Genomic DNA, 18274 nt, shown 5'->3' with positions numbered 1-18274 from the left:
CTCAGGCTAGCGGTGCCTGCGCTTGCGCCGGGCGTCGACCTCTTTGAGCAGGAGGAAGATCACGACACCGCCGAGGACGCCGCTGATGACCCCCGGAAGGAAGCCCGTACGCGGCCCGAAGGTCGCGATGTAGGCCGCCGCGAAGAGGACGGCGACGATCAGGCGGTTGCGGAACCCCAGGAGCTCGGCCCGGGGCTCCTTGCGCTCGCCGTGCGGCTGTTCGTCGGGCGAGTGTCCGCCCTCCGGCGATCCGCCGTCCGCGCCTACTCCCACTCGATCGTGCCCGGCGGCTTGCTCGTGATGTCCAGCACGACGCGGTTGACCTCGCGGATCTCGTTGATCATCCGCGACGCGATCTGCTCGAGCAGGTCGTACGGGAGCCGTGCCCAGTCCGCCGTCATCGCGTCGTCGGACGTGACCGCGCGGATCGCGATCAGATAACCGTATGTGCGCTCGTCGCCCTGCACGCCAACCGTGCGGATGTCCGGCAGCACGCAGAACGACTGCCACAGCTCGCGGTACAGCCCGGCCTTGCGGATCTCGTCCTGCAGGATCGCGTCGGCGGCGCGCAGCGTGTCCAGGCGCTCCTTGGTCGCCTCGCCGCCGACCACGCGGATCGCGAGGCCGGGGCCCGGGAAGGGCTGGCGCCAGACCAGCCGCTCCGGCAGGCCCAGCTCCGCGCCCACGGCCCGCACCTCGTCCTTGAACAGGGCGCGCAGCGGCTCCACGAGCTCGAACTCGAGGTCCTCGGGGAGGCCGCCGACGTTGTGATGGGACTTGATCGTCGCCGCGCCGGTGCCGCCGCCGGACTCGATCACGTCGGAGTACAGCGTCCCCTGGACGAGGAACCTCGCGTCGCCGATCCTCGCCGCCTCCTCCTCGAAGACGCGGATGAACTCGGCGCCGATCGCCTTGCGCTTGGCCTCGGGCTCACTCATGCCCTTGAGCCGGTCCAGGAACCGCGACTCGGCGTCGACGGCGACCAGCGGGACCTTGAAGTGATCGCGGAACGCGGCGATCACCTGCTCGCCCTCGTTCTGGCGCATCAACCCGTGATCCACGAACACGCACGTCAGCTGATCGCCGATCGCGCGGTGTACGAGCAGCGCCGCGACCGAGGAGTCCACCCCGCCGGACAGGCCGCAGATGACACGGCCGTCGCCGACCTGTGCGCGGATCGCCGCGACCTGCTCGTCGATGATCGAAGCCGCGCTCCAGGTGCGCTCGCAGCCGCAGATGTCCTCGAGGAACGTCGTCAGGATCTGCTGGCCGTAGGGCGTGTGGACGACCTCGGGATGGAACTGGATCCCGTACAGGCCGCGCCCGACGTCCTCGAGCGCCGCCACGGGCGACTCGGTCGAGGATCCGAGCTCCGCGAAGCCCTCCGGCGCGGCGTACACGGTGTCGCGGTGGCTCATCCAGCATGCCTGCGAATCCGGCGTGCCGGCGAGCAGCCGCCCGTGCTCGGTCACCGTGAGCTGTGAGCGGCCGAACTCCCCCACCTCGGCACCCTCGACGCGACCGCCGAGCGTGAGCACCAGCGCCTGCATGCCGTAGCAGATCCCGAGCACCGGGATGCCGAGCTCCAGCAGCGCCGGATCGAGCCGCGGTGCGCCCGGCGCATACACCGACGCGGGGCCGCCCGAGAGGATCAGCCCCTTCGGCGAGCGCTTGCGCACCTCCTCCACGCCCACGTGATGCGGCAGGAGCTCGGAGAAGACCCCGAGCTCCCGGACGCGGCGCGCGATCAGCTGCGAGTACTGGCCGCCGTAGTCGAGGACGACGACCTCGTCGGTCGCGACGTCGCGCTCGAGCGCCAGCTCCTCGACGGGCTGGTCCGCGGCGACCGCGGACCCATGGCCGAGCGAGGCGCCGCCGTCGTCAAGGTCGGATGATCGGGGTGGGGAGGAGGGGATGTCTGCCTTACTCAGCGACAAGCGCCACCGCTCCGCCGCGCGCGCCCATGCCGATGCCCTGGTCACGCTGGAGGGCCTTGCCCTCGGTCTGCAGCGCGGGCGCGATCATCAGCTCTGCCCGGTTGAACTCGGCGATGTCCTGATAGCCGCACGTGGCCATCGAGGTGCGCAGGCCGCCCATCAGATTGAACGTGCCGTCGTTCTCGCGCGCGGGACCGGTGATGATCTCCTGCAGCGTGCCGTTCTGCGTCGTCTTGACGCGCGCGCCGCGCGGGAGCGTCGGGTGGAAGGTCGCCATGCCCCAGTGGAACCCGTGGCCGGGCGCCTCGTAGGCGCGGGCGAGCGGCGAGCCGATCATCACCGCGTCGGCGCCGCAGGCGAACGCCTTCGCGACGTCCCCGCCGGTGCGCATGCCGCCGTCGGCGATCACGCGCACGTACTCGCCGGTCTCCAGCATGTGTTGCGAGCGCGCGGCCGCGACGTCGGCGATCGCGGTCGCCTGCGGGACGCCGATGCCGAGCACGCCGCGCGTGGTGCACGCCGCGCCTGGGCCGACGCCCACGAGCACGCCGGCGGCCCCGGTGCGCATCAGATGCAGGCCGGTGGAGTACGAGGCGCAGCCGCCGAGGACGACCGGGATCGAGAGCTCGCGCACGAACTCCTTGAGGTTGAGCACATGACCCGAGGAGGAGACGTGCTCGGCCGAGATGACCGTGCCCTGGATGACCAGGATGTCCAGTCCCGCGTCCAGCACGAGATCCGTGTAGCGCTCGACGCGCTGCGGCGTCAGCGAGGCGGCGGCGACGACGCCGTGCGCCTTGATCTCCTGGATGCGCTGCGTGATCAGGTGCTCCTTGACGGGCTCCTGATAGATCTCCTGCATCTCGCGCGTGGCCTCGTCCTTCGGGAGGCCGGCGATGCGCTCGAGGATCTCGTCCGCGTCCTCGTACCGCGTCCAGATGCCCTCGAGATTGAGCACGGCGAGGCCGCCGAGCTTGCCGACGATGCCGGCCGTCTCCGGGGATACCACGCCGTCCATCGCCGAAGCCAGCAGCGGCAGCTCGAACCGGTACGGACCCAGCGTCCACGTGATGTCCACGTCATCGGGGTCGCGCGTGCGACGTGAAGGGACGATGGCCACATCATCGAAGCCGTAGGCGCGGCGCGCCTTCTTGCCTCGGCCGATCTCAATCTCCATGACGGAATCCTAGGGTTCGGTGCGGACGGGACGAGCGGGCAGAACCCACTACGTTAGCCGTCGCCCGGTTGCTTATGGATACCGCGTTCGCAGCAAACTGCGGGGGGTGGTTCCTACGTTTGTGGTGCCAGCGTGGGCCGCTCGACCTCGACGTCGGCCAGCAGGCGCTCGACGCGGTCAGGATCGACGAGCCCGGCGCCCAGATGCTGGGTGGACTCGGCGCCGCAGGCGACGCCGAACGCAAGCGAATCGGCGTGATCGCGGCCCTGATAGCGGGCGGCGACGAAGCCGGCCAGGAACGCGTCGCCCGAGCCGACGGTCGCGCGCGGCTCGATCGACCCGGCCCGCACGCGCACGCGGAACAGCACGGGCTCCGGGCGGTCGGGCGGCGTCATCTGGGCGAAGCAGCCGTCGGGCATCGTCATGACCGCGTCGCGGGCGCCGAGCTCGCACATCTCGCGCACGGCGATCATGCGGTCCTCGTCGTCGTTGAACTCGTGCCCGACGAGCTCCTCGGACTCGAGCACGTTGGGCGAGATCACGTCCGGCTCGGCGCGAACGGCGCGGCGCAGCGGCTCGCCGTCCGTGTCGACCACGGTCAGGACGTTGAGCCGGCGCAGCTCGCGGATCAGGTGCGCGTAGATGTCGGCGTCGACCTCGCGCGGGAGCGACCCCGCGAACACGCACACGCTCGCGCCCTTGGCGAGGTACAGCAGCTTGTCGATGAACAGCTCGGTCTCGCGCTCTGAGACCTTCGGGCCGCGCTCGTTGATCTCGGTCTGCTCGCCGTTGGTCGGGTCGATCACCGCGGTGTTGGTGCGCGACTCCTCGCCGATGCGGACGAAGTCCGACAGCACCGAGAGCTGCGTCAGCTGGTCCACGATCCGCGTGCCGGTCGCGCCGCCAGCGAGGCCGGTGGCGATCACGGGCGCGCCGAGCGTCTTGAGCACGCGCGCGACGTTGACGCCCTTGCCTCCCGGCATCGTCGTCTGCTCCACGGTGCGGTGGCGGCGGCCGAGCCGGAAGTTCGGGACCGACAGCGTCTTGTCGATGGCCGTGTTGAGCGTGACGGTGACGATCATGCGGCGCGCGCCTCTCGTTGGGGCCGCCGCGCCGACTGCAGCCGGCGCCGGCGGGCAACCAGGAACGTACCGACTATGGCGGCGAGCACGCCAACCAGCACCCAGGGGCGCCCCGCCCACGACTTGGTGCGCTGCGTGATGCCGGCGGCGGGCAGCGCGGACTGGGCGATCAGCGGCACCGTCGCGACGAGCTTCCCGCTCTGGCGCACCTCGACGCGCCCCAGCTGCTGGCCGCTGTGGATGGGCCCCGCCACCTCGGCCGGCGCGCTCACGCGCGTGGCGACGGCGGCGCGATGTCCGCGAAGGACGATCCGGCGGATCGTCCGCGCGGCCACGAGCTTGAGCTTCGCGCCTTGGCCGAAGCGGATCGGGACGCTGGCCATCGCGATGCCCTTGATCACCGGGCGGATCCGCTGGAAGCGCGGGAACGTCCACTTGTACAGCGCGGCCGTGTCGTCGTCGCGCGCGGATTCGCTCGGGGTGTCCAGCACGGCGCTGATCAGCTGGATGCCGTTGCGGCTCGCGGAGCCGACGAGCGCGTAGCCGGCCTGGTTGGTGTGACCGGTCTTGACGCCGTTGACGTACGGCAGCTTGAGCACCAGCGTGTTGCGGTTCGTGAACGTGCGCAGGTGGTTGCCGCTCTTGAGCGTCACCGACTTGGAGTTCACGACCTTCTTGAAGAAGGCGTTGGTGCGCAGGACGGTGGCGAGCGTCACGAGGTCGCGCGCCGACGAGTAGTTGCCGGCCGCGTCGAGGCCGATCGGGTTCTCGTAGTGCGTGTTGTGCAGCCCGAGCTGGCGCGCGCGCCGGTTCATCAGCCGCACGAACCCCTTCTCCGAGCCGCCGACGCCCTTGGCGAGCGCCGCCGCGGCGTCGTTGCCCGACTCGACCAGCAGCCCGCGCAGGAGGTCGGAGACCTTCATCCGCTCGCCGGGCTGGAGCCCGATCTGGGACTCGATCGGCGCCGGGCGGTAGTTGGAGGCGGTGAACGTGTCCGAGAGCTTGGCTCGCTCGAGCGTGAGCAGCGCGGTCATCAGCTTCGTCGTGGAGCCGACGAGCAGCCGCTTGTCGGGCTGCCGCGCGCAGGCGACGGTACCGGTCGAGACCTCGATCACGATCGCGCTCGGCGCGCCGACGGCGGCCGGGCAGTCGGGCGGCTTGACGGCGGCGGCGGCGCGGCCGGGCGCGGCGAGCACGAGCAGCAGCACGACCGCCGCGAGGACGGCCCTCCTCACTCGCTCAGCCTGATCCGCTGCCCGGGTGCGAGCGTCTGCGGGTCGAAGTTCTTGTTGAGCTTCTCCATCGTCGTGATGGAGACGCCGGTCTTGTCGGCGATCCCGGACGCCGTGTCGCCCGGCTTGACCGTGTACGTGCGGCGCGTGCGCGTCGAGGACTTCTTCTTCTTCGCGGAGGACTTCGACGGCGTGCCCGAGGCCCGCGCGGGCGCGTCGGAGCTGCTTCTGCCGGCGGGCGCTCGCGCGTCCTTGACGACCGTGTAGAGCGCGACGGCGAACACCAGCAGCGCGATCGGCGCCAGGAACCGCGCGGGGCTGCGACGGGCCATCGGTGCCGATCATAGCGGCGGGCATGACGGCTTCAGCCCAGGTCCCATGCCTGCTGGCGCAGGCGCTCGGCCTGCGCCCGGGCCGCCTCGGGAGGCGGGCCGCCGATCTGCTCGTGGGCATTGGCGATCGAGCGCGACGCGGTGACCAGGCCGCCCGCGCGCCCCGGGGCGAACGCCGGAGCCAGCGCGCCCACCTCGCCGCCCTGCGCTCCGATGCCGGGGAGCAGGAACGGGGTCCGCGGCATCAGCTCGCGCAGGCGCGCGAGATGCTCGGGCTCGGTCGCTCCGGTGACGGCGCCGACGTCGGCGAGCTCGCCGCCGCCCTTCCCGAGCTCGTGCACCAGGGTCGCCAACCGCTCCCACAGGCGCTCGCCGGTCTCGAGGCGTGCGTCCAGGAGGTCCGCCGCGCCCGGGTTGGACGTGCGCACGAGCACGTAGACGCCGGCGCTGCGGGCGCGGGCGGCCTTGACGAGCGGCTCGAGCGCGTCGCGGCCGAGCAGCGGATTGGCCGTGAAGGCGTCGGCCTCGAGGCCCGGGACGGAGCCGAACGGCGACGGCGTATCCCCCACGAGCGCCTGGCCGTAGGCGGCGGCGGTGACCGGGACGTCGCCGCGCTTGCCGTCGGCGAGGACCAGCAGGCCGTTCGCCCGCGCGTGGGCGCAGACGTGCTCGAGCGCGAGCCAGCCGGGCGCGCCGAGCCGCTCGAAGCACGCGAGCTGCGGCTTGACCGCGACGCAGGCGGGGCCCGCGGCGTCGATCAGCGCGAGGCAGTGCGCGAGCACCGCGGCGGCGGACTCGAGCCGCGCGATCACGCCCGGGGCGGCCGGGGCCGACCCGGCGGCGCCGCCGACGTCGCCTGCGGCGCCCTCGGCGTCCGACAGCGTCCACGCGAGCCGCGCCCGCGCCTCGCTCGTGCTCTCCACCGCGGCCGGCCACAAGCGCGCCGGGTCCGGGTCGATGCCGAGGACGATCTGGGAGTTGCGGTCCGCGACGGCGCGCACGAGGCGGTCGCCGAAGCCCGGGACCGACGGGCCGGCGCCGTTGCCGTTGCCGACGGTCATGGCCGCACCCTCTGGCGTCGCCCGGCGCTCGAGCCGTGCCGTCGCGCGGTCGGCGGGTGCTGATCGCCGCGTCCTCGCGCGCTCACTGAGCGCTGATCGCCGCGCGCTTGCGCGGTCTCTGGGCGCTGATCGCCCCACCCGTGTGCGGTCACTCGGCGCTGATCTCCGCGCCCTTGCGCGGACCCCGTGACGGCTCGCCGCGGCTCGGCGGCGGGGATGCGTGGACCAGGAGCGATGAGGCCGGCAACGTCGCCGGCCGTCACGCTGGAAGCCGAAGAGCCGGCGCCATCGCCGGCATCAACTCTTGGCGTCCTCGCACGGCCGGGCGCCGGCGAGGCTCCGCCGGCGCCCGACAAGAGCCTCTTCCCGCCTACTTGACGGCCTTCTTGAGGCCCGAGCCGGCCGTGAAGCGCGGCACCCGGCTGGCGGCGATGGTCATCGTCTCGCCGGTGCGCGGGTTGCGGCCCTCGCGGGCGCCGCGCTCGGCGACGTGGAACTTGCCGAAGCCGGTGAAGTTGACTTCCTCGCCCGACTGCAGGGCTCCCTCGATCGAGCCGAGGACGGCATCCACGGCTGCTCCGGCGTCCTTCTTGCTAAGACCGCTCGCTGAAGCGACCCGGTCGACGAATTCACTCTTCGTCACTGACACTGCGTCCTCCTGTGATCCCTCGGGGGATGGGTGGAAGGCCGAAGCTAACAGCGGCTTCGGACGCGCTTGGTGGTGCGCGCGGGGAAAATACCGCAATTTGCGAGGATTCGGCGGCAGGAATGTTGCCGACATTCCGCGCTGTGGCGCGAAAAAGTGACGAACGGGGTCCAAAAGGGCCGCGTTACAGCGCATTCAAGAGTGTCTCAGCGGCCGCGCTCGCGGCGGGCGTGGAGACGGGCTCCGGAGCGCCGTCGAGCGTCGCGTCCGGAACGCCGGCGCCGGACGGCGCGGAGCCGTCGCCGGGCTCGTCCGGGGCGGGCGCGAGGGCGGCGAGGACGCGGGCGAGGTCGTGCCGGACGACCCGTGGCAGCGCGAACGGACCCGTCACCGCGACGACGCCGTGCCGCTCGTCGCGCGCTCCGAACGCCCCGCCGCGGTCGCCGATCGAGCCGACGAGCGGTCCCTCGGCGAGCAGCGCGCGCGCCGGAGCGGCGAGCGGCTCTGGCCCGGCGAGCCGGTTTCCGGCCGCGTCGAGCACGATCGCGGCGCGGATGTCGGCCGACAGCTCGTGCAGATACGCGAGCGCGAGAGCAGGCGTGAGGGCGGCTGTCATCGGCGTCCGCGACAATACCCCGCCGGATGCAGCTCTCCCGAATCGCCTGGCTCGTCACCGTGGGCATCTGCCTGGTGGCCGCCCTGATCCTCCTGCTGTCCGGTTACGACGGCTACGCCGGCGTGTCCCTGGCCGTCGCGATCGCCGCTGCGATCAACCTGTTCTGAGCCTCGGTACGTCCTCGCGCGCGCGGTCGAGCGCGAGCCGGCTTCAGCGCGTCCGCGTCCGCGGGCCGCGCGGGAGCCCGCCTCGGCTCGTCCTCCCCCGCGGTCGAGCGGGAGCCGGCCTCGGCGTGTCCTCCCCCCGCGGTCGAGCGGGAGCCGGCCTCGGCGTGTCCTCCCCCGCGGTCGAGCGGGAGCCGGCCTCGGCTCGTCCTCCCCGTGGCTCGGGCAGGACTCGTGCTCGGGGACGCTGACGCGCGTGAGCATGGGCGCGTCGTGCGCGACTTCCGCCGCAGGAAGAACGTGGTCGTGCGCGCCGGCCAGTCATACCTTGCGCGCGCCGAAGCGCTGAGGCGGCGCCGCGAGAAGCCGCCGCACGAGACGACGCGGCGCACGGCGACCGTGGTGGTGGCGCCGCGGATGCCCGCGGACGCGCGGAAGGATCGGCGAACTGCGCTGGTAAGGGATGCGGATCCATCTGGCTCGGCGGCGTCACGGACACGCTCGATCACCGGCGCGGCCAGTTCGCGCACGAGCGATCATCGCCGCGCACGAGTCAAGGGGGTGCTCTACGAACCTTCGAACTATTCGAAGTTCGTCGCACACCCCCTCCCTCGCCCGCCCGGATCGATCACGCGGCCTCGCGAACCGCGCAGCCACCGTGACCCGCTCCTTACCAGCGCAGTTCGCCGGGCCCGAGAAGCACAGAGCTCGCCGGGGCGCATGCGCAGCGCTGCCGGTCGCCTGACCCCGGTAGTTGAGCGGGAGCCGGCCTCATCGTGTCCTCGCCCGCGGGTCGAGCGGGAGCTCCTCCCCGGGGCGCACGCGGTCGGCCGGCTCGAGGTGGATCAGCACGTCGGCGCCGTCGAGCCGCTCGCGGATCGCGTCCTGCAGCGCGTGCGCCGTGTGGTGCGCCTCTTCGAGCGTCGTGCCGTGGCGGAACTGCACGTGCAGGTCGACGTAGCGGCGCGCACCGGCACGGCGGGTGCGCAGCTGGTGGTAGCCGACGACGCCCTCGCCCGCGAACGCCTCGATCGACTCGCGGATCGCGTCGAGCTCCTCGTCGGGCAGTGCCTCGTCGACGAGCACGCGCAGGCTGCCGATCGTGAGCCGCATGCCCGTCACGACGATGCCGACGGAGATCACGAGCGCGACGACCGGGTCGAGCCAGTGGGCGCCGGTGACGCTGACGAGCGCCAGACCGACGAGCACGCCGATCGACGTGTAGGCGTCCGTACGCAGGTGGGCTGCATCGCCCTCCAGCGCGGCGCTCGACAGCTCGCGGCCCTTGCGGAACAGCCAGCTCGAGACCGCGACGTTGACGGCGGCGGCGAAGCCGACGACGACGATGCCGATGCCGAGGTGATCGAGCTGCGGCCCGCTGATCAGCGAGCGGATCGCGGCGAAGGCGATCACCGCGGAGCCCGCGAGGATCAGCATGCCTTCGGCCGCCGCGGCGGCGTTCTCGAACTTCTCGTGCCCGTAGCGGTGCTCCGCGTCCGCCGGCGCCTCGGCGCGGCGGACGGAGAAGAACGCGATCAGGCTGGCGAGCAGGTCGATCCCCGAGTGCAGCGCCTCGGTGAGGATGGCGACGGAGCCCGTCAGGACGCCCGCGACGACCTTGAGGGCGATCAGCACCGTGTTGGAGGCGATCGAGACTGCGGCCGCGCGGCTGCGTCCGCGCGGGTGATCGCCGTCGCGGCTCAACGCGGCGGTCATGCCGGACCGCCGAGTGTCCACGGGCGCCCGCGGCCGCCCAGGGGACGACCGCGTGTCAGCGCCGGAGCCATGCCAGCAGCGCGCGCGCCGCTTGGCCGCGGTGCGAGATCGCGTCCTTCTCTGCGTCCGTCAGCTCGGCCATCGTCCGTCCAGGCGCCTCGTCGGGGATGAACAGCGGGTCGTAGCCGAACCCGCCCTTCCCGCTGAGGGTGGCCGCGAGGGTACCCGTGCAGCGGCCCTCGAACATGTGCTCGGCACCGTCGGGCGTGACGTGGGCGATCACGCAGACGTACCGCAGCGCGGAGCCCGCCGGCGCCTCGGCGTGGAGCTTCTCGAGGTTCTCCTGGTCGGTCGCGCGCTCGCCGGCGTAGCGGGCGGTGCGCACCCCGGGACGCCAGCCGAGCGCCTCGGCCTCGATGCCGGAGTCGTCGGCGAACGCGGCGCGGCCGGTCGCGGCCGCGGCAGAGCGGGCCTTGATCAGCGCGTTCTCCGCATAGGTCTCCCCCGTCTCCTCAGGCGTGCCGGCCTCGTCCGGGAGCGGGTCCAGCGTCACGCCCGGCAGAAGCCTCTCGAACTCGCGGAGCTTGTGCGCGTTGCGGGTGGCGAGCATGAGCCGCACGGCAGGCTCAGCGCAGCGCGGCTTCCTGCGCGGCACGCAGACCGTCGATCCCGTGCTGGGCGAGCTGCAGCAGGTCGTCCAGATGCGCGCGCGACAGCGGCGTCCGCTCGGCCGTCGCCTGCACCTCGACGAGGCCGCCTTCGCCGGTCATGACCACGTTCGCGTCGACCTCCGCGCTCGAGTCCTCGGGGTAGTCGAGGTCCAGCAGCGGCACGCCGTCGACCACGCCGCAGCTGACCGCCGCCACGCTGCCGGTGAGCGGCGAGCGCTCGAGCTTGCCGTCCTCGAGCAGCCGCCGGCAGGCGAGCGCCAGCGCCACGTAGCCGCCGGTGATCGAGGCGCAGCGGGTGCCGCCGTCGGCTTCGAGCACGTCGCAGTCGACATAGACCGTCCGCTCGCCGAGCGCGTCGAGGTCGGCCACGCCGCGGAGCGAGCGTCCGATCAGGCGCTGGATCTCGACCGTGCGGCCGTCCGGCCGGCCCTTCGAGACGTCGCGCTGCTTGCGGTCGCCCGTGGACGCGGGCAGCATCCCGTACTCGGCGGTCATCCACCCGCGGCCCTGGCCGGCCATCCAGCGCGGCACGGACTCCTGCACCGAGGCGGTGCAGATGACGCGCGTGCCGCCGCAGGCGATCAGCGCCGAGCCGGTGGCGGTGCGCACGAAGCCGGGCTCGATGGTCACCGGCCGGAGCTCGTCAGGCGCCCGGCCGCCGGAGCGCGTGGGAGTGACGGTCACGCGCGCGTCCTCGCGAAGTCGCGGTGGAGGCGCCGGGCGGACGTCGCGCCGGGACGGCGGGACGTCGTGCCGAGGAGGGCGGACGTCGCGCGGGAGCGACGCTTCGCCACCGGCGCAGACTGTATGAGAGACAGGGCGACCACGCCGCCAGTCTGGCATGGCGGGTACGCGGAAGCCCGGCGGCCGCGGCGCTGTGCCGGCCGCACTCACTTCGCCTCCAAGCCCGTGATCGTGTCCTTGAGCTTCTTGACGACGGTCTCGGCGATCCCGCCGCCCTTGAGCGTGTCCCCGATCGCGATCACGCCCGCGAGGATCGCCGCGATCAGCAGCACGAGCCCCACGTACTCGACCGTCCCCTGCCCGCGCTGGGCCAGTGCCGCGGCGTGCGCGCGTCCCATCAGCTCGTACATCTCGTCTCCCGCTCGGTCCTCGTCCCGGCGGCCCCGGGACCCGGCGTCCCGCGGGCTTGCGGAACGGGATCGAGTCTCCGGGCGGACCCATGCGCGGATCTACGCGCAGCTGTGCCGGATCAGTGACAAATGTGCAAGGAAAGTGCGACGTGCAGCACTTTCACGGCGGGCATGCGATGGTCTTGTGCCCTGTGCGCGTCCTCGTCGTCACCAACATGTACCCCACGCCGGAGCGGCCCGCCCTCGGCCCGTTCGTGCGCGACCAGGTGGAGGCGCTGCGCCGGCGCCCAGGCCTCGACGTCGAGCTGTTCGCGTTCGGCCCTGGGCCGAAGGCGCTGCTGCGTGCGGCCGGGCGCCTGCGGCGCCGCTTCCGTGGGCAGCGATTCGACATCGTGCACGCGCACTTCGGCTTGACGGCGTGGCCGGCCCTGCTCGCCCGCCTGGGACCCGTGGCGGTCACCCTGCACGGCAACGACCTGCTGGTGCGGCGGTCCTACGCCGCCACGCGTGCCGCGTTGCCGTTCTGCGCGCTGACGGCGGGGGTCTCGCGCGAGTTCAGCGGCAACCTCCCGGGCGCCGGCACGAAGCGGCGCGTCGCGGTGCTGCCCGTCGGCATCGACCTGCAGCGCTTCCGCCCGATTCCACGCGCGCAGGCGCGCGCCCGGCTGGGGCTGGACCCCGGTGGCCGCTACCTCCTGTTCCCGCATGATCCGGCGCGCGCGTTGAAGCGCTACGACCGCGCGCTCGAGGTGGCGGGGGACGTGCCGCTGCTCACGCTCGGCGGCGTCGCGCCCGACGAGGTCCCGTACTGGATCAACGCGGCCAACGCCGTGCTGGTGCCGAGCGAGAAGGAGGCGTTCGGGCTGTCGGTGATCGAGGCGCTCGCGTGTGGCGTCCCGGCGCTCGGCACGCCGGTCGGGATCCATCCGGTGGTGCTCGAAGGCGTCGAGGGCGCGTATTGCGCGCCGTTCGACCGCGACGAATGGCGAGCGGCGCTGCGCCCGCACCTGGAGTCAGAAGACCCGCGCGTGGACGGGCGCGCTCGCGCCGCCCTGTTCTCCGCCGACGCTATGGCCGCGCGCGTCGTCGAGGCGTGGCGCGATCTGCTCGAAGTTCGAACCTCTGGGCGGGGACTTGCGTTGTGAGCGTCGTGGGAACGCGACCCGACCCTATACTCGACCGCTCAGGGGCCGAGAGAAGACCGCGGACCCTGCTTGACCTATGAGCGGCCTGATGCGACGCCTGTCCCGCCGACGCTCCGGGGGTCCCGAAGGCACCGAGCCGCCTACCGCGGCGGCCCAGGGGACCGACGGCGCGCCGAACCAGACCCCCGCAGAGGCGGAGGGCCATACCTCCCTGCTCGCCGACCCGGCGGCGCCGACGCGCGTCCTGCGGCCCGGCGATCCACAGACGGTTCAGGGCGGCGAAGATGCCCATTCGGGCGATCGCGAGCCTGGCCCCGCGCCAGGCGCGGCGTATGCCCCGGTGCAACCCGGCTCCGCGACGCCAGACCCGGGAGCGCCTCATGGCGCGGGGCGGCCGGGCGCGACGACGGGAGAGCCCGCCCCGGGCACGCCCTACGCCGGGCCGCAGCCGGCCTACGTGCCCTTCTCGACCGGCCAGGCGGTGCCCGGAGCGCCGTATTCGGTGCAGGGTCCGGCCGATCCCGAGCAGGGCCCGGTGGCCGATCTGCCGCCCGGACTTGATCCGGACGAGCTCGCCGCGGCTCCGCCCTCGAGCGCGCGCCGCGGCCGCCTGCGCAAGCGCGTCGCGTTCCTGCGCGCTGCTCGCGAGCTGCTGCTGCGCGATCTCGGCGGCTTCATCTACGAGTTGCACCGGACCGCCGGCGACGTCGAGCACGACGCGCACCGCCGTCTGCGCGCGGCCAAGCTCGACCGGCTGACGACGATCGACGCCGAGTTGCACGTGCTCGAGCAGCGGCTCGACGACGTGCGCCGCAACGTCGTCGTGCGCGAGCCCGGCGTCGGCGGCGAATGCCCCGAGTGCGGCGAACTGTTCGGCAGCGACGCGCACTACTGCTCGCACTGCGGCCTCCCGCTCACGGAGAGCGCCCGCCGAGCGCTCGCGCGCGCGGCATCCGCCGCGCCCGAGCCGGTCGTCGCGGCGCCGGAGCCCGTCGCCCCGACGCCGGTCGACCAGCAGACGCGGGAGATGCCGCCCGCGGCGCAGGGCACCGAGTTCGAGTGGCCGCAGCGGACGCCCGCGACGAGCGGGGAGGCGGCGACCGGCGATCAGGGCGAGCCGGCGGCCGGAGACGCGCCGCGAGGTGATGCCGAGACAGGCGGGGCCGCAGACGCGCCACGCGAAGATGCCGCGGCCGGTGGCGCCGCGGACGCGGCGCGCGAAGATGCCGCGGCCGGTGGGGCCGCCGACGCGCCGCGCGAAGATGCCACGGCCGGCGGGGCCGCGGACGCGCCGCGCGGAGATGCCACGCCCGGCGGGGCCGATGATGCGACGGGCGGGGACGCCGCGGGGTCGCGACGCGACGCCACGAGCGGCGGGGCCGGCGACCCGGCGCATGGCGACGCCGCGGCCGACGAGGCCGGAGACTCGCCGCGTGCCGACGCCGACGACGACGCGCCCGGGACTGCCCCGGCACCGGAGCCCGGCGGCGAAGGCACGGCCGGAGATGTGCCTGCGAGCGGCGGTGAGGCGCCGCGGGCGGCCGAGGAGCGGCCGAACGGCCGCGCGTCCGGCAGCACTGGCTACTTCTCGCGCGCGGAGCGTGGCGAATGAGCGCGATGCAGACCCCTCCCCCACCCGACGCGCCGGCGGCTGCCGAGGAGCGGCGCTGCCCGCGCTGCGGCAGCGCGATGGCCCGCGATCAGGAGTGGTGCCTGGCGTGCGGCGCGGCCGCGACGACGGAGATCGCCGAGCCCCGCGGCTGGCGCGTGCCGATCATGCTCACAGGGGCGCTCGCGCTGCTCGGCGTGATCGGGATCGTGCTGGCGATCGCCGCGCTGTCGGGCGGTGGCGAGAAGCTCGGGCAGGCCACGCCGACGCCGTCAGCCGCCGTGCCGCCGCCGGCGACGACGACCCCGTCCCCGACCGCCACGCCGACCGTCTCCCCGCTGCCGACCGAGACGACCACGCCGGACCCGAACGCGACCACCACGCCGGACCCGAACGCCACCACGACGCCGGATCCGAACGCCACCGCGACGCCTGACGACAGCGGCACCGGCACCGGCTCGTCGTTCGCCGACTGGCCCGGCGGCAGCGGCTGGACCGTGATCATCGAGTCCGCCACGTCGCGGTCCAAGGCCGAGAGCGTCGCGACCGCCGCGCAGGGCAAGGGCCACACCGTCGGCATCCTGCACTCCGACGACTACTCGTCGCTGAACCCCGGCTACTACGTCGTCTTCACGGAGAAGTACAGCTCCGAGAGCGCGGCCGAGGACGGCCAGAAGGCGATCAAGTCCGACTACCCCGACGCCTACGTGCGCCGGGTCAAGCCCTGACCGAGGCGCCCAGCCCCGGCCAGTAGGGCTCGAGCCGCTCCAGCGCACGCACCGCCAGCGGATGCAGCTCCGGCGGCGCCGCCGCGCGCGGCGTGCCGACGTCCACGAGCGCCGGCATCAGGGCCGCCATCGAGTGCGCCAGCGCGCCCAGGTCGTACCCGCCCTCGAGCACGAGACCCAGCGGCGCGCCCAGCCGGTCGGCCGCCCGCCGCAATGACGCGGCCATCGCCGCGAACCCCGCTTCACTCACCCGGCAGGACGCCAGCGGGTCGTCGCGGTGCGCGTCGAAGCCCGCCGAGATCAGCACGAGCTGCGGCTCCCACGCCGCCGCCAGGGCGCCCGCGACGTGCTCGACCAGCGAGGTGTAGGCGAGGTCGCCCGTCCCGCCGGGGACCGGCACGTTGACGGTGAAGCCCTCGCCCTCCCCCGACCCCACGTCGGACGCCGGGCCGGTGCCGGGATACAGCGGCCACTCGTGGATCGACATGAACAGCACGCCCGCGTCGGCGTGGAAGATGTCGTTCGTCCCGTTGCCGTGGTGGACGTCCCAGTCGACGATCATGACGCGCTCGAGCCCGTGGGCCGACCGAGCGTGCCGCGCCGCGGCGGCGACGTTGTTGAAGAAGCAGAACCCCATCGCGCGATCGGTCTCCGCGTGATGGCCCGGCGGCCGCAGCGCGCTCACGCCGAAGTCCGCGTCGCCGCCGAGCAGCGCGTCGACCAGCGCCACCGCGCCCCCCGCCGCCCGCAGCGCCGCCTCCCATGTCGCGGGCACCGCGAACGTATCGGCGTCGATCGCGCCGCCGCCGCTCGCGCACAGCTCCTCGATCGCGGTCACGTGGGTCTCGGGATGGACGCCGAGCAGCGCCTCCCGCGACGCCGCCGGCGCCTCGACGCGCGTGCACCCGAACCAGTCCGCCGCGCTCATCTCGGCCTCCAGCGCGCGGATCCGCGCCGGCCGCTCCGGATGCCCGGGGACGTCGTGCGCGAGCACTGCGTCGTGACGCAGCCAGATCGAGCGTCGAGTCTCCCCCATGCCCACACCGTACCCTTGACGACCGATGGCGGACATCATCGTGGTGGGCGCCGGCGCCGCGGGTCTGTTCGCCGCGTTGACCGCTGCAGAGAAGGGGGCGAGCGTCACGCTCGTCTCTGCGCGTCCGCTCGCCGAGACCGCCTCCTACTGGGCGCAGGGTGGGGCGGCGGCGGCGCTCGCGGTCGACGACTCGCCCGCGATCCACCTGCAGGACACGCTCGCGGCGGGCCGCGGGCTCACGCGTCCCTCGGCCGCCGAGGTGCTCACCGAGGAGGCCGCCGCGCGCGTCCGCGAGCTGCAGGCGCTCGGCGTGATCTTCGACGCCGACCGCCACGGCGAGCTCGCGCTCGGCCTCGAGGGCGGCCACTCCCGGCGCCGCATCATCCACGCCGGTGGGAGCGCGACCGGACGCCGGATCCTGCGCCAGCTCTCGGCGGACGTCGCCGCCGACCCGCGGATCGAGGTCCTCGAGGGACGGCGCGCCGCGGGCATCCTGCGCGACGGCGAGGGCCGCGCGGTCGGCCTCACGCTCGAGGGGGGCGGCACGCTGACCGCGCGCGCGACGATCCTCGCCACCGGCGGCGCGGCCGCGCTGTGGTCGCGCACGACCAATCCGCCGGGCTCGTTCGGCTCGGGGCTGCTGCTCGCCCGCCACGCCGGCGCCGCGCTCGCCGACCTCGAGTTCACCCAGTTCCACCCGACGGCGGTCGTCGGCATCCAGGGCCGCGAGGGCTTCTTGATCTCCGAGGCGGTCCGCGGCGAGGGCGCGACGCTGCACGGCCCCGACGGCGAGCGCTTCGTCGACGAGCTCTCCCCGCGCGACGCCGTCGCCCGCGCCATCTTCCGCCTCCTGCGGCAGACGGGCGCGCCGGCCGCGTACCTCGACATGAGGATGGTCGATCCGGGCCGCTTCCCGAACGTCGTCAGCGCGCTGCGCGAGGCGGGCCTGGATCCGATGACGCAGCGGGTGCCCGTGGCGCCCGCGTCGCACTACGTGATGGGCGGCATCGTCACGGACCTGGACGGCCGCGCCGACGGCGTCGAGGGCCTCTACGCCGTCGGCGAATGCGCCTGCACCGGCCTGCACGGCGCCAACCGCCTCGCGTCGAACTCGCTCTCGGAGTGCTTCGTCTTCGGCCGCCGCGCCGCGCTCGCCGGGCTCGACGAGCCGGAGCCGCCGTCCGTGACGGCCGTCCCGCCGCCCGAGACCGTCGCTCCACCGCCGACCCGCGACACCCGCAAGGCGGTCTGGCGGCTGGCCGGCCTCGAACGCAGTGCGGAGGGCCTGAACGAGTTGCGTGACGACCCGCACCCCCTCGCCCGGCTCGTGGCGGCGTCGGCCCTGGCCCGGGAGGAGACGCGCGGTGCGCATGCGCGCGCGGAGTTCCCGGAGACCGATCCTTCCCTCGATGGGCGCCACACCGTGTTTCCCGCGGGTTCGGAGACACCCGCGTTCGTGCCTTGGCTTTAGTCGACCTCCCTTCTTAACGCGAAGTCAACAAAGCCGACGTTTCGAGCATCGGCACACCCGGTGAACACACCTGCACCGGGCCACGGATGGGACTCGCCGCCGTACGGGCAGTCCCGGGGAGACACCGATGTACCACTTCAGTCGTTCCATCTATAGGGAGCTCGCGCCGGAGATCATCGAGGACCGCGCGGAGAGAGAGGGTCCTACCAACCACGAGCGCGTCCTCCGCTCCTGCGAGACCTGCGTAGAACGGCTCGCCACGGACTGGCACTACTTCGCCAAGCCGACGAAGACGCTGTTCAACGACATCCGGGTCTACTTCCCGATGTCGTCCCAGCTGCGCGTCTACAAGGTCGTCGATCGCTACATGACGTTCGCGCGCGACTACTTCGCCGCCAACCCGGCGACGGAGCAGCTCGAGTGTCGTGCAACCACTCGCCGCGGCACGCCGTGCCAGCGCACGCCGCTGCCGCACAACGGCTACTGCCCTTCGCACCAGCACCTGGCTGAGACCGAGGGCGTGCCGATCGCCGCCTGATCGCCCGCCCAGGAGTACG

The 18274-nt window shown here is 73.4% G+C and carries 20 protein-coding genes; 6 read left to right on the top strand and 14 right to left on the bottom strand.

Translation table 11 applies throughout. The annotated features are described in order from the left end of the window. Window positions 1-6: 6 nt before the first annotated feature. The 9 genes from H958_RS0115315 to H958_RS0115275 all read right to left on the bottom strand — a co-directional run bounded on the left by H958_RS0115315 (window position 7) and on the right by H958_RS0115275 (window position 8083). Window positions 7-273: a hypothetical protein gene (locus H958_RS0115315; RefSeq protein WP_028059315.1), complete on the bottom strand. Its 267-nt coding sequence runs from the start codon at window positions 271-273 to the stop codon at window positions 7-9. Continuing rightward, window positions 264-1820 carry a glutamine-hydrolyzing GMP synthase gene (gene guaA, locus H958_RS0115310; protein WP_028059314.1) on the bottom strand — a complete coding sequence of 519 codons (1557 nt, stop codon included), beginning with the start codon at window positions 1818-1820 and terminating at the stop codon, window positions 264-266. Before guaA ends, H958_RS0115315 begins: the two co-directional genes overlap by 10 nt. A gap of 103 nt (window positions 1821-1923) precedes the next feature. After that, window positions 1924-3114: a GuaB3 family IMP dehydrogenase-related protein gene (locus H958_RS37580; RefSeq protein ID WP_037410166.1), complete on the bottom strand. Its 1191-nt coding sequence runs from the start codon at window positions 3112-3114 to the stop codon at window positions 1924-1926. 113 nt (window positions 3115-3227) lie between these two features. Further along, a complete protein-coding gene (locus H958_RS0115300; RefSeq protein ID WP_028059313.1) occupies window positions 3228-4196 on the bottom strand; it encodes a 1-phosphofructokinase family hexose kinase in 969 nt (322 codons plus the stop codon). Continuing rightward, complete coding sequence (locus tag H958_RS0115295) at window positions 4193-5431, bottom strand: D-alanyl-D-alanine carboxypeptidase family protein (RefSeq protein ID WP_028059312.1); 1239 nt, start codon at window positions 5429-5431, stop codon at window positions 4193-4195. Before H958_RS0115295 ends, H958_RS0115300 begins: the two co-directional genes overlap by 4 nt. Then, the gene (locus H958_RS0115290) at window positions 5428-5760 is read right to left on the bottom strand and encodes a LysM peptidoglycan-binding domain-containing protein (RefSeq protein WP_028059311.1); all 333 of its coding nucleotides are present in this window, start codon (window positions 5758-5760) and stop codon (window positions 5428-5430) included. The genes H958_RS0115295 and H958_RS0115290 overlap by 4 nt, the downstream gene beginning before the upstream one ends. Before the next feature lie 32 nt (window positions 5761-5792). Then, window positions 5793-6821 carry an orotidine-5'-phosphate decarboxylase gene (pyrF, locus tag H958_RS37575; protein WP_051324292.1) on the bottom strand — a complete coding sequence of 343 codons (1029 nt, stop codon included), beginning with the start codon at window positions 6819-6821 and terminating at the stop codon, window positions 5793-5795. A 370-nt stretch (window positions 6822-7191) separates the two neighbouring features. Beyond that, on the bottom strand, window positions 7192-7464 hold the full coding sequence (locus H958_RS0115280) for an HU family DNA-binding protein (protein ID WP_028059310.1): 273 nt from the start codon (window positions 7462-7464) through the stop codon (window positions 7192-7194). A 187-nt stretch (window positions 7465-7651) separates the two neighbouring features. Beyond that, the gene (locus tag H958_RS0115275; protein WP_028059309.1) at window positions 7652-8083 is read right to left on the bottom strand and encodes a hypothetical protein; all 432 of its coding nucleotides are present in this window, start codon (window positions 8081-8083) and stop codon (window positions 7652-7654) included. Between the two features lie 26 nt (window positions 8084-8109). Between H958_RS0115275 and H958_RS47560 the strand changes: the two genes are divergently transcribed. Beyond that, window positions 8110-8250: a hypothetical protein gene (locus H958_RS47560; RefSeq protein ID WP_196807359.1), complete on the top strand. Its 141-nt coding sequence runs from the start codon at window positions 8110-8112 to the stop codon at window positions 8248-8250. Between the two features lie 768 nt (window positions 8251-9018). Here H958_RS47560 and H958_RS37570 read toward each other — a convergent pair. From H958_RS37570 to H958_RS37565, 4 genes are all read right to left on the bottom strand, one after another. Beyond that, the gene (locus H958_RS37570; RefSeq protein ID WP_051324291.1) at window positions 9019-9963 is read right to left on the bottom strand and encodes a cation diffusion facilitator family transporter; all 945 of its coding nucleotides are present in this window, start codon (window positions 9961-9963) and stop codon (window positions 9019-9021) included. A gap of 55 nt (window positions 9964-10018) precedes the next feature. Continuing rightward, the gene (gene rdgB / locus H958_RS0115260; RefSeq protein WP_051324309.1) at window positions 10019-10573 is read right to left on the bottom strand and encodes an RdgB/HAM1 family non-canonical purine NTP pyrophosphatase; all 555 of its coding nucleotides are present in this window, start codon (window positions 10571-10573) and stop codon (window positions 10019-10021) included. Between the two features lie 16 nt (window positions 10574-10589). Beyond that, window positions 10590-11318, bottom strand: coding sequence for a ribonuclease PH (gene rph / locus H958_RS0115255; RefSeq protein ID WP_028059307.1), 729 nt, complete (start codon window positions 11316-11318; stop codon window positions 10590-10592). A 206-nt stretch (window positions 11319-11524) separates the two neighbouring features. Further along, the gene (locus H958_RS37565; RefSeq protein ID WP_037410164.1) at window positions 11525-11728 is read right to left on the bottom strand and encodes a hypothetical protein; all 204 of its coding nucleotides are present in this window, start codon (window positions 11726-11728) and stop codon (window positions 11525-11527) included. A 191-nt stretch (window positions 11729-11919) separates the two neighbouring features. On the opposite strand from H958_RS37565, the gene H958_RS0115240 reads away from it, so the two are divergent. From H958_RS0115240 to H958_RS0115230, 3 genes are all read left to right on the top strand, one after another. Then, a complete protein-coding gene (locus H958_RS0115240; protein ID WP_028059306.1) occupies window positions 11920-12873 on the top strand; it encodes a glycosyltransferase in 954 nt (317 codons plus the stop codon). Window positions 12874-12961: 88 nt separating this feature from the next. Beyond that, entirely contained in the window at window positions 12962-14485 is a 1524-nt protein-coding gene (locus H958_RS0115235) for a zinc ribbon domain-containing protein (protein WP_156028002.1), read from the top strand. 5 nt (window positions 14486-14490) lie between these two features. Beyond that, window positions 14491-15210, top strand: coding sequence for an SPOR domain-containing protein (locus H958_RS0115230; protein WP_196807358.1), 720 nt, complete (start codon window positions 14491-14493; stop codon window positions 15208-15210). Here the strand turns inward: H958_RS0115230 and H958_RS37560 are convergent. Next, entirely contained in the window at window positions 15200-16246 is a 1047-nt protein-coding gene (locus H958_RS37560) for a histone deacetylase family protein (protein ID WP_051324290.1), read from the bottom strand. The genes H958_RS0115230 and H958_RS37560 overlap by 11 nt on opposite strands. Before the next feature lie 25 nt (window positions 16247-16271). Between H958_RS37560 and H958_RS37555 the strand changes: the two genes are divergently transcribed. Together H958_RS37555 and H958_RS0115215 are read left to right on the top strand one after the other, a co-directional pair. Next, window positions 16272-17717 carry an L-aspartate oxidase gene (locus tag H958_RS37555; RefSeq protein WP_051324289.1) on the top strand — a complete coding sequence of 482 codons (1446 nt, stop codon included), beginning with the start codon at window positions 16272-16274 and terminating at the stop codon, window positions 17715-17717. 127 nt (window positions 17718-17844) lie between these two features. Next, entirely contained in the window at window positions 17845-18255 is a 411-nt protein-coding gene (locus H958_RS0115215; protein ID WP_028059303.1) for a hypothetical protein, read from the top strand. Window positions 18256-18274 lie beyond the last annotated feature (19 nt).

The organism is Candidatus Solirubrobacter pratensis (assembly GCF_000425945.1).
In the GTDB taxonomy this organism is placed as follows: Bacteria; Actinomycetota; Thermoleophilia; order Solirubrobacterales; family Solirubrobacteraceae; genus Solirubrobacter; species Solirubrobacter pratensis.
The sequence above is the reverse complement of the archived record's forward strand: the minus strand, read 5'-3'. Positions and strand labels throughout refer to the sequence as shown.

Excerpts from the sequence above, each read along its gene's own strand:
- H958_RS47560 (WP_196807359.1), top strand. The coding sequence starts at position 8,110 with ATGCAGCTCTCCCGAATCGCCTGGCTCGTCACCGTGGGCATCTGCCTG.
- H958_RS37565 (WP_037410164.1), bottom strand. The coding sequence starts at position 11,728 with ATGTACGAGCTGATGGGACGCGCGCACGCCGCGGCACTGGCCCAGCGC.
- pyrF (WP_051324292.1), bottom strand. The coding sequence starts at position 6,821 with ATGACCGTCGGCAACGGCAACGGCGCCGGCCCGTCGGTCCCGGGCTTC.
- H958_RS37560 (WP_051324290.1), bottom strand. The coding sequence starts at position 16,246 with ATGGGGGAGACTCGACGCTCGATCTGGCTGCGTCACGACGCAGTGCTC.
- H958_RS37580 (WP_037410166.1), bottom strand. The coding sequence starts at position 3,114 with ATGGAGATTGAGATCGGCCGAGGCAAGAAGGCGCGCCGCGCCTACGGC.
- H958_RS0115230 (WP_196807358.1), top strand. The coding sequence starts at position 14,491 with ATGCAGACCCCTCCCCCACCCGACGCGCCGGCGGCTGCCGAGGAGCGG.
- H958_RS0115300 (WP_028059313.1), bottom strand. The coding sequence starts at position 4,196 with ATGATCGTCACCGTCACGCTCAACACGGCCATCGACAAGACGCTGTCG.
- H958_RS0115275 (WP_028059309.1), bottom strand. The coding sequence starts at position 8,083 with ATGACAGCCGCCCTCACGCCTGCTCTCGCGCTCGCGTATCTGCACGAG.
- rdgB (WP_051324309.1), bottom strand. The coding sequence starts at position 10,573 with ATGCTCGCCACCCGCAACGCGCACAAGCTCCGCGAGTTCGAGAGGCTT.
- H958_RS0115235 (WP_156028002.1), top strand. The coding sequence starts at position 12,962 with ATGCGACGCCTGTCCCGCCGACGCTCCGGGGGTCCCGAAGGCACCGAG.
- H958_RS37570 (WP_051324291.1), bottom strand. The coding sequence starts at position 9,963 with ATGACCGCCGCGTTGAGCCGCGACGGCGATCACCCGCGCGGACGCAGC.
- H958_RS37555 (WP_051324289.1), top strand. The coding sequence starts at position 16,272 with ATGGCGGACATCATCGTGGTGGGCGCCGGCGCCGCGGGTCTGTTCGCC.
- H958_RS0115290 (WP_028059311.1), bottom strand. The coding sequence starts at position 5,760 with ATGGCCCGTCGCAGCCCCGCGCGGTTCCTGGCGCCGATCGCGCTGCTG.
- H958_RS0115215 (WP_028059303.1), top strand. The coding sequence starts at position 17,845 with ATGTACCACTTCAGTCGTTCCATCTATAGGGAGCTCGCGCCGGAGATC.